The organism is Flavobacterium sp. 9, from assembly GCF_002754195.1.
In the GTDB taxonomy this organism is placed as follows: Bacteria; Bacteroidota; Bacteroidia; order Flavobacteriales; family Flavobacteriaceae; genus Flavobacterium.
Genome location: NZ_PEEU01000001.1, coordinates 3,183,035 through 3,194,040 on the forward strand (window position 1 = coordinate 3,183,035; position 11,006 = coordinate 3,194,040).

Here is an 11,006-nt window from a genome sequence, read left to right on the forward strand (position 1 = left end):
ATATTATCTTAAAAAATAGAATGCGATTACAATGAGATAATAATTAACACATTCACTAAAAATTATAACAAATGAAAACAATTACAAGTTTGGTTTTATTAGCAGTATTATTAGTAAGTTGTCAAAATGAAGATGTCATAAATCCTTCATCAGAGGGCGCAACTGCGGTTGCAGAAACTCAAAATTCTCAAATTAAAAGCTCAACAGCAAAAACAGTTACAGGAACCGTTCCTTCCCACGATCCAAGTACGATTGTAAAAAGCGGAGTCAATTATTACGTCTTTACAACAGGCGATAATATCCCAATGACCTATTCTACAAATTTAACAAGCTGGACTTGGGGAACATCAGTATTTACTTCAACTCCAAGTTGGATTACTGGATATGTTCCGGGATTTGTAAAAACATTCTGGGCGCCGGATGTTGCTTGGTTCAATAACCGTTGGAACATGTATTATTCCTGTTCCACTTTTGGTTCTGCAACATCGGCAATTGGTTTAGTAACTACGCCGGCAATTTCGCAAAGCGTAGGAACAACCTGGACAGACAGAGGCGTTGTAGTTTCTTCGTCTTCATCGTCAGATGTAAATGCAATCGATCCTTCAATTTTAGTAGACGGAAGCAATGTTTATATGGCTTATGGTTCCTGGCATGCAGGAATTGGAGTAATCCAAATAAATCCTTCAACAGGAAAAACAACAGGAAGCAGAACAATCGTTGCCGGCGGAAATAGTGCAAGTTGGGAAGCGCCTTGTTTAATCAAAGAAGGAAGTTATTATTATATGTTCGTCAACAGAGGCACTTGCTGCAACGGCGTAAACAGTACTTATTATATTGTAGTTGGTCGCTCAACAAGTCCGTTTGGACCATTTGTTGACAAGAACGGAACAGCATTGACAAACGGTGGCGGAACAACAGTTTTAGCAACACAAGGAAATTATATTGGACCGGGTCATTTGTCCAGAATTGTGGGAACTCAAAAAGGATCTGTTCATTATTATGATGGAGCAGATAGCGGAAACCCAAAACTAGAAATTGTATATTTTACATGGGCATCAGGATGGCCTACACTTTCTTATTAAAAATACTATAAAGAGGAAAGTTACACAAAGCTTTCCTCTTTATAACTTATAAAAAACATTATGAAAAAAGCACTTTTAATCACATTTCTTATTGCCATTTGTAATCAGGTTAGTTTCGCTCAAGGCGGAATTACTGTAGTAACCATAAAAAACAATGCAGATGCACCAACGATCAATAAAAACATTTACGGACATTTTGCAGAACATTTAGGACGTTCTATTTATGGAGGTTTTTTTGTGGGAGATACATCGAAAATTCCAAATACAAAAGGAGTTAGAAATGATATTATTAAAGCTTTAAAAGAATTAAAAATTCCAAATCTAAGATGGCCAGGCGGATGTTTTGCTGATACGTATCACTGGAAAGACGGAATTGGTCCACAACAAGAAAGACCAACAATCGTAAACAAATGGTGGGGCGGAACAACAGAAGACAATAGTTTTGGAACACATGATTTCTTAAATATGTGCGAACTTCTTGGCGCAGAACCTTATTTATCAGGAAACGTAGGAAGCGGAACCGTTCAGGAATTGGCTGATTGGGTTCAGTACACAAATTTCAGCGGTAAAAGCCCGATGAGTGATTTGCGTAAAAAAAACGGAAGAACAGAACCTTGGAAAGTTAAATTCTGGGGAATCGGAAATGAAGCTTGGGGTTGTGGAGGAAATATGACAGCAGAATATTATGCAAATGAATACCGCAAATATGCCACCTTCATGTCAGATTGGGAAAACACAGGCGGAATTACTCGCATCGCTTCAGGTTCAAATAGCGCCGATTATAACTGGACAGAAGTTCTAATGAAAAACATTCCGATCAATATGTTAGGCGGAGTTGGAGTGCATCATTATGCAGTAATTGATTGGGGTAAAAAAGGCGACGGAGTAAATTTCACCGAAGACGGATATTTCCATACCATGCAATCTGCTTTAAAAATGGAAGAATTGATTACTAAACATTCTGCTATAATGGATAAATACGATCCAGAGAAAAAAGTAGCCATGATTGTAGACGAATGGGGCGCTTGGTATGAAGTAGAACAAGGAACAAATCCAGGTTTTTTATACCAACAAAACACAATGAGAGATGCAGTTTTGGCGGGAGCAACACTTAATATTTTCAACAATCATTCAGATAGAGTTCGTATGGCAAATTTGGCTCAATGTGTAAATGTTTTGCAAGCCGTAATTCTAACAGACAAAGCAAAAATGATTACAACGCCAACGTATCATGTCATGAAAATGTACAGCGTTCATCAGGATGCAAAATTGCTACCGGTAAGTTTCCAATCGCCATTATATACATTTAATGGAGAAACACTTCCTGCAGTATCAGCTTCGGCATCAAAAGACAAAAGCGGATTAGTTCATATTTCGCTAGTAAATGTTGACGCAAAAAATAAAAACACAATCGAAATTGATGTAAAAGATCTTGGTGTTAAAAACTTCACAGGAACAATTATAACATCGGCAAAATTGCAAGATTACAATTCATTCGATACTCCAAACAAAATTGTACCAACAGTTTTTAAAGGTTTCGAAAACAAAAAAGGAAAACTTGAAATCACAATTCCTCCATTCTCAGTAGTTGTTTTGGAAGGAAAATAAAAGATATAAAAGATGAAAAAATCAAATTCCATTATAAAAATTGCTTCCTGTATTGGACTGTTTTTATTCGTTTTTGCTGCAACAAGTTGTTCAAAAGATGATCCTGCAACAGAAACCACTAAGCCGCCTGTAGTTGTAGTGCCACCAGTGGTTACGCCAACTTTTCCGGGACCAACTTATGCAGATAACTACACTTCAATATCAGGTTGGGGAACAAAAGCGCAATGGAATTTAGCCAATGTGCACGATCCGTCAGTAGAAAAAAGTGGTGAATATTATTATATGTATCAAACCGATGCTTCTTATGGAAATTCGACTGAAGGTCACGGACATTTTTTCTACAGAAGATCAAAAGATTTAGTCAATTGGGAATTTATGGGACCATCAATGACCGAAGCTCCGGCTTGGGTAAAAGATTCCTTGAATAATAAAAGAGCCAGAATGTCTCCGGCATTGCCACCAATTACAAATCCTAATTATGGATATTGGGCGCCTTGCGTTCGAAAAGTAGGTAACATTTATAGAATGTATTACAGCATTGTGGTTACAAATCCAATTGTTGGAACAGACACGAATACTTCTTGGTCAGAGCGCGCATTTATTGGCTTAGCCGAAACAGATGATTTGGCTTCAAACAATTGGACAGACAAAGGAATGGTCGTTTGTTCTGAACCTGACGGTGTAAAAAGTTATGTCAGAAACGGAGGAAATGATTGGGATGCTTATTTTAAATTTAATGCAATCGATCCAAGTTTTATTCAAACTCCAGAAGGCGATCAATATTTAATTTATGGTTCATGGCATTCCGGAATTGCAGCTTTAAAATTGAATCCAACAACAGGAAAACCGGATAAATTAAAAACAATTGATGATTATGGAGTTCGTATCGCTGGACGTGGAAACGTAAATACAAACCGTTGGCAAGCACTCGAAGGACCAGAAATTATCTATAATCCGGACACACAATATTATTATTTGTTCTTGGCTTATGACGAATTATCGGTTGCTTATAATACACGTGTTGCGCGTTCGAAAAGTATTTTAGGACCGTATCAAACTATCAGCGGAATGAGTATTACAAACGGAGCAGAATGTTTCCCGATGATAACACATCCATATTCTTTTAAAAACCACACAGGTTGGGTTGGAATATCGCATTGTGCCGTTTTTCAAAATCCAGATACCAAACAATGGTATTATGCATCGCAAGCACGTTTACCGGAAGGAGTTCCGGGAATTGCAGTTTCAAATGCAGTTATGATGGGACAGGTTCGCGGCATTCAATGGACAGAAGATGGATGGCCGGTTATTGATCCGGAACGTTATGCAGCAGTACCGGCAACAACAATTGTAGAAGGAAGTTTTGTTGGAACCTGGGAACAAATAACCATGAATTATCAATACAAAACCATTCAGAAATCAGTAACACTTTATCTAACTGCTGACAAAAAAGTAAGCGGCGACGCAAATGGAACATGGTCATATGACAGCACAAAAAAAATCCTAACTATAAATGGTGTAAAATGTAATGTAACAGACGCTTGGGATTGGGAATTAGCGACAAGAAAAGTGACGTTAACTTATTCAGGTTTGACAGGAACAGGATTACCAGTTTGGGGTAAAAAGATAAATTAGAAAATATTTTTAAACACATAGAAACATAGCTTAACAAATCGAATAAGATGTTTCACTCCAAATAAAACACATAGCTATGTGTATTAAAACCAAGTGAAACGCCTTTTTTAAACATCAAAAAATCTATGTTTCTATGTGTTTAAAAAATGACACATTACAAATAAAACAATGAAAAATATAATATCACTTTTAGTTTTGCTTGCCTTTTGTCAAACAATTCAAAGCCAAATTGATCCATCAAAATTCAATAATCCAATTATAAAAGATCAATATACAGGAGATCCTGCAGCATTGGTTTACAAAGACAAAGTGTATTTATACGCCGGTCATGACGAAGCGCCAAACGATTTTAATTTTTATAAAATGAATGAATGGGTTGTGTATTCTTCATCAGATATGAAAAAATGGGAATCGCATCCTGTGCCTCTAAAAGTAACCGATTTTAAATGGGCAAAAGGTGATGCATGGGCTTCTCAGGTAATCGAAAGAAACGGAAAATTCTATTGGTATGTAACCGTTCATCACGGATCTATAGAAGGAAAATCTATTGGAATTGCAGTTTCAGATAGTCCAACCGGACCTTTTAAAGATGCTTTAGGGAAAGCTTTAATTACGAATGACATGACCAAATTTACGGATATAAGCTGGGACGATATCGATCCAACGGTTTATATCGATAACGATGGACAAGCTTATTTGTTTTGGGGAAATACGTCTTGCCATTATGCCAAATTAAAAGAGAATATGATCGAACTTGACGGACCAATTCACCATATAGATTTACCACATTTTACAGAAGCTCCGTGGATTCATAAACACAAAGAATGGTATTATTTATCATACGCTTATGAGTTTCCTGAGAAAATTGCCTACGCGATGAGCAAATCGATTACAGGTCCGTGGGAATTCAAAGGAATCTTGAATGAATTGGCAGGAAACAGTAATACAAACCATCAATCGATAATAGATTTTAAAGGACAATCGTATTTCATTTATCACAACGGAGCATCAATTCCAAACGGAGGAAGTTTTAGAAGATCAGTTTGTGTAGACAAATTATATTACAATAAAGACGGAACGATGAAACGAGTTGTAATGACATCTGAGGGAATACAATAGTTAGTATTCAGTGTTCAGTTTTTAGTATTCAGCTACAGTTTTACTTATATGATTTAAAAGTTTCCAGTCAACGCAAAACTTAAATTTACTTATATCACTTATATGGTTTATAAAAACATAAAACAGGTATTTTCTATACTAATCTTCTTGATTGGTTCAGTTTCATTTGCGCAGGAAATAGTCGTTCACGATCCGGTTGTCATCAAACAAAAAGATACTTATTATTTGTATTGCACGGGAAACGGAATCAGTGTTTTTAGTTCGAAAGATTTAAAAAACTGGAACCCCGAACCACAGGTTTTCAAAGACAAACCCGTTTGGGCAGATGGCGTTGCGGCCGATTTCAAAAATCACATTTGGGCGCCGGATATTTCGTTACACAACAATGTATATTATCTGTATTATTCGGTTTCGGCTTTCGCCAAAAATACTTCGGCGATTGGCGTTGCGACCAATACAACATTAGATCCAAAGGACAAAAAATACAAATGGGTCGATCAGGGAATTGTCATTCAATCACAACCAAACCGAGATATGTGGAATGCTATTGATCCTAATTTAATCTTCGATGAAAATAATACGCCGTGGTTATCATTTGGTTCTTTTTGGGAAGGATTAAAAATGGTAAAACTAAATCCCGATTTAAAATCAATCGCACAACCTCAAGAATGGCACACGATTTCGAAACGAAAAAGAACTTTCGAATTATCGGATTCTGATCCCGGAGATGGCGCGCTTGAAGCTCCTTTTATCTTTAAGAAAAACGGCTATTATTATCAATTTCTTTCTTGGGATTTATGCTGTCGCGGAGAAAAAAGCACTTATAAAGTTGTTGTTGGAAGATCTAAAAATGTAACCGGACCTTACGTCGATAAAGACGGGAAATTATTAACCGAAGGCGGAGGAAGTATTGTAGTTCAGGGCGATGAAAATTACTTTGGCGTAGGCCATAACAGCGCATATACGTTTGATGGGAAAGATTATATTTTCTATCACGCTTACGAAAAGAAAACCAACGGAACTCCAAGATTAGTCGTTAAAGAAATGCTTTGGGACAATGATTTATGGCCCGTTTTAAAATAGAATATCCAAAATAATGAAAAAATATAATTTACCAATAGTAACGATTTTCATGTCAATTCTGATTTTTGTTTCCTGCAAAGAAACGAAGAATGATGCGGTACAATCGACTAAAACTTCTGTCTTAAAAGCGGGTTACGAAATAGAACCAGTCAATATTCAAAATGTAAAATTGACAGATTCTTTTTGGTTGCCAATTATCAAAAGAGTGCAAGAAGTTACGATTGCTTACGCGATTCAGAAATGTAATGAAGAAGGTCGTTTTGAGAATTTTTTAATCGCAGGAAAACAAAAAACCGGAGAAGTTCGTGGACAAATGCCTTTTGATGATACCGATGTTTATAAGATTATCGAAGGCGCATCAAATACTTTAATTTCTGCGCCAAATCCAAAACTGGATCGTGTTTTAGATTCCTTAATTGCCATTGTAAAAATTGGTCAGGAAAAAGACGGTTACTTGACAACATGGAGAACCATAAATCCTGCAAAACCGCCAGCGCCATGGGTTCCGGTAATTGAAGGAAAACGTTGGGAATCATTGCAAATTAGTCACGAATGTTATAATGCAGGACATTTGATCGAAGCTGCAGTTGTACATTTTGAAGCAACGGGAAAAAGAAACTTCCTTGATATTGCGATCAAAAATGCAGATTTATTAGTGAAAACTTTTGGTGATAAACCAGGTCAGGTAAAAGGAGTTCCGGGACATCAAATTGTAGAAACAGGTTTGATCAAATTGTATCAAATTACCGGAAAAGAAGATTATTTAAAGTTAGCCAAATACTTTCTGGATAATCGCGGAAACCCAAATAATCATAAATTATATGGAGAATACGCACAAGATCATATTCCGGTTATTCAGCAAAATGAAGTTGTTGGTCACGCCGTAAGAGCTGTTTATATGTACGCAGGAATGACAGATATTGCGGCAATGACAAAAGACAAAGGTTACACAGATGCCGTAAATAATTTGTGGAGCAATATGGTCAACAAGAAAATGTACATCACTGGCGGAATTGGTTCAAGACACGACGGAGAAGCTTTTGGAGCCAATTATGAATTGCCGAATTTAACTGCATACAATGAAACTTGTGCTGCAATTGGCGATGTATATTGGAATCATAGATTGCATAATTTGACTGGAAAATCACAATATTTTGATGTGATCGAAAGAACAATGTACAACGGATTAATCTCGGGAATTTCATTAGACGGAAAAGAATTTTTCTATCCAAATGCTTTAGAATCTGATGGTGTTTTTAAATCAAACAGAGGATCTTGTACTCGTCAGGCTTGGTTTGATTGTTCTTGTTGTCCAACAAACTTAATCCGATTTGTGCCTTCGATTCCGGGTCTTATTTATTCGAAATCAAAAGACGCGCTTTATGTCAATTTGTACGCTTCAAACAACGCCTCTTTCACTTTAGGAAAAACCGATTTACAGATTTCTCAGCAAACCGGATATCCTTGGAACGGAAAAGTAAATATTTCGGTTAACCCGAAAAAAGAAAGCCAATTCACGATCAAACTTAGAGTTCCGGGTTGGGCAAGAAATGAAGTTTTGCCGGGAGATTTATATTCTTATAAAAAAGCTTCAACTCAAAAAGTAACCATTAATCTGAATGGAGAAACATTGGCAATTCAGCCGCAAGATGGTTATTTCGTTATTACCAGAAATTGGAAAAAAGGAGACGAAATCAATCTTAATTTCCCAATGGAAGTTCAGGAAGTTGAAACAAATACAAAAGTTGAAACCAATAAAAACAAAGTCGCTTTAGAGTATGGACCAATCGTTTATGCGGTAGAAGAAATTGACAATAAAAATAATTTTGATAAAATAGATATCAGTTCTTCAGACACTTTCAAAGTAAAAAAAGAACCTAATTTATTGCAAGGGGTAAACATAATCGAAAATTCAAAATTCAAAGCAATTCCATATTACAGCTGGTCAAATAGAGGAGTTGGGAAGATGAAAGTTTGGTTGGATTATGAGAATTGAGAGAATAGAATAAAGAAAATAGAATAAAGAGGCAAGATAATGGCGTAAATGATAGATTAAAAAAGATCTAAAAAAAGTTCCGGAGGAACGATTCATATTGTAGAGACGGATTTTAATCCGTCAGACGCCATGAGAATAAAGAATTAAAAAGATTAAAAAATCTGCTTGATCTGTAAAATCTGCGAGAGAAATATTTAAACACATAGAAACATAGATTTCTAAATGAATAAAAAAGAGAATAAAACAAATCTGGATTTGCACACATAGCTATGTGAATTAAAACAAATGAAATGCCTTTTTCCAGAATCAAAAGCTATGTCTCTATGTGTTAAAAAGTCAAAGTTTAGAAAATAAAAATCCGTTTTTATCCGCGTTTTCACTTTACTGAATCAGTATAATCCGCGAGCCATAAAAACACAAACATAATAAAAATGAAGTCCAATTTAATTACCAAAATTACCCTTTGTGGTTTGATGCTTAACGGCTTTTATGCTTCGGCACAAAAAAATAATCTTCAGGTTGATGCTGCAAAAACAGTAACCAAAATTCAGCCAACAATGTACGGAGTGTTTTTTGAAGATATCAATTTTGCTGCTGATGGAGGATTATATGCCGAAATGATCAAGAACAGATCGTTTGAATTTGAAACTCCAATGATGGGATGGAACGAACCAAATAGCGACCGACACAAACTAAACCAACAATCGGGAATTGCCAATATTATTCAGTATTCGCAAAAAGGAACAAATCATAATTATTGCCGAGTTACAATAAACGATGCAAATGGTTATGAATTGATCAATGAAGGTTTCAGAGGAATGGGAATCAAGAAAGATCTGAAATATAATTTGTCTCTGAAAGCATCGCAACTATCAGGGAATATTTTGAAGATTAAGATTCAATTTATTGATAAAAATAAAAAGGTTTTAGGCGAAACTTCGATTGTTCCAACATCAAAAGATTGGGCAAATTATACGGCACAATTAACCGCAACGGCAACAGAAGCAAAAGCACAAATCAGAATCACTTTTGAAGGAAGTGGAGTAATTGATTTAGATCAGATTTCGCTATTTCCGGAAAATACATGGAAAGGCAGAAAGAACGGAATGCGTGCTGATTTAGTACAATTATTATATGATTTGAAACCAGGATTTTTACGTTTTCCAGGTGGATGTATTGTTGAAGGAAAAACGTTGGCATTGCGTTACCAATGGAAAAAATCAATTGGAAATGTAGCCGACAGAGAAACGATGATTAATCGTTGGAATACGGAATTTGCACATAAACCTGCACCGGATTATTTCCAGAGTTTTGGATTAGGATTCTATGAATATTTTCAGCTTTCAGAAGACATTGGCGCTTCACCTTTACCAATTTTAAGCTGTGGAATGGCTTGTCAATTTAACACAGGAGAATTAGTTCCTATGGATCAATTGGATCCTTATGTGCAAGATGCTTTAGACTTAATTGAATTTGCAAATGGCGATCAAACTACTGCTTGGGGAAAAATTCGTGCTGATATTGGACATCCAAAACCTTTTAATTTGAAATTTATTGGAGTTGGAAATGAGCAATGGGGACCAGATTATATTGAGCGTTTCAAAGTGTTTCAAAAAGCGATAAAAGATAAATATCCAAATATCACAATTGTATCCGGAACAGGACCATTTCCTGACGGAGATTATTTTGATTATGGCATGAAAGAACTTAAAAAACTAAATGCTGAAATTGTAGACGAACATTATTATAAAGATCCGGCCTGGTTCCGTAAAAATGTAACGCGTTACGATAATTATGATCGTAAAGGACCAAAGATTTTTGCTGGAGAATATGCAGCGCAAAGTGTGGCGATTGCAAGTCCGGATAATAAAAATAACTGGGAATGTGCTTTTTCTGAAGCGGCTTTCATGACCGGAATGGAACGTAATGCTGAGGTTGTTCAATTGACATCTTATGCGCCTTTATTGGCTCACGTAGAAGGCTGGCAATGGACACCGGACATGATTTGGTTCAACAATTTACAATCTTATGGAACGCCAAATTATTATGTTCAGAAATTATTCTCTAATAATAAAGGGACAGATTTAATCAATATTACAAAAGACGGAAAACCAGTTACGGGACAAAATGATTTGTTTGCATCTGCAGTAAAAGATGTGAATTCTAAAGAAGTAATTCTGAAAATTGTGAATGCTTCGGCATCGGCACAAAATGCTTCAATTGATGTAAAAGGAGCAAAATTAGATTCAAAAGGAACGGCAATAATCTTAAAAGGAGACGGAATAAATGATGAGAATTCTTTTGAGTCTCCAACGAAAATTAGTCCAAAAGAAAGCGAATTTAAGGTGAACGGAAGCAAGGTTCAATATGATTTTCCGGCATACTCAGTTACCGTTTTGAAAATTAAGATGAAATAATCGCAACAGAATAAATGTAAAACCAACGTTTATTTTTTGTTTTGCTCTTAAACTCTTGTTTTGATG

At 35.9% G+C, this 11,006-nt stretch carries 7 protein-coding genes; all 7 read left to right on the top strand.

Going from position 1 to position 11,006, the window contains the following annotated elements:
- Positions 1-71: 71 nt before the first annotated feature.
- The 7 genes from CLU81_RS13080 (at position 72) to CLU81_RS13110 (ending at position 10,940) form a co-directional block, all read left to right on the top strand.
- A complete protein-coding gene (locus CLU81_RS13080; RefSeq protein ID WP_099710221.1) occupies positions 72-1,082 on the top strand; it encodes an arabinan endo-1,5-alpha-L-arabinosidase in 1,011 nt (336 codons plus the stop codon).
- Positions 1,083-1,142: 60 nt separating this feature from the next.
- Positions 1,143-2,690: an alpha-N-arabinofuranosidase gene (locus CLU81_RS13085; RefSeq protein ID WP_099710222.1), complete on the top strand. Its 1,548-nt coding sequence runs from the start codon at positions 1,143-1,145 to the stop codon at positions 2,688-2,690.
- A 12-nt stretch (positions 2,691-2,702) separates the two neighbouring features.
- A complete protein-coding gene (locus CLU81_RS13090) occupies positions 2,703-4,325 on the top strand; it encodes an arabinan endo-1,5-alpha-L-arabinosidase (RefSeq protein WP_099710223.1) in 1,623 nt (540 codons plus the stop codon).
- Positions 4,326-4,493: 168 nt separating this feature from the next.
- Complete coding sequence (locus tag CLU81_RS13095; RefSeq protein ID WP_099710224.1) at positions 4,494-5,444, top strand: glycoside hydrolase family 43 protein; 951 nt, start codon at positions 4,494-4,496, stop codon at positions 5,442-5,444.
- A gap of 102 nt (positions 5,445-5,546) precedes the next feature.
- Positions 5,547-6,527, top strand: coding sequence for an arabinan endo-1,5-alpha-L-arabinosidase (locus CLU81_RS13100; RefSeq protein WP_099710225.1), 981 nt, complete (start codon positions 5,547-5,549; stop codon positions 6,525-6,527).
- A gap of 13 nt (positions 6,528-6,540) precedes the next feature.
- Entirely contained in the window at positions 6,541-8,523 is a 1,983-nt protein-coding gene (locus CLU81_RS13105; protein WP_233209703.1) for a glycoside hydrolase family 127 protein, read from the top strand.
- Positions 8,524-8,954: 431 nt separating this feature from the next.
- Entirely contained in the window at positions 8,955-10,940 is a 1,986-nt protein-coding gene (locus CLU81_RS13110; protein WP_099710226.1) for an alpha-L-arabinofuranosidase C-terminal domain-containing protein, read from the top strand.
- Positions 10,941-11,006: the final 66 nt, after the last annotated feature.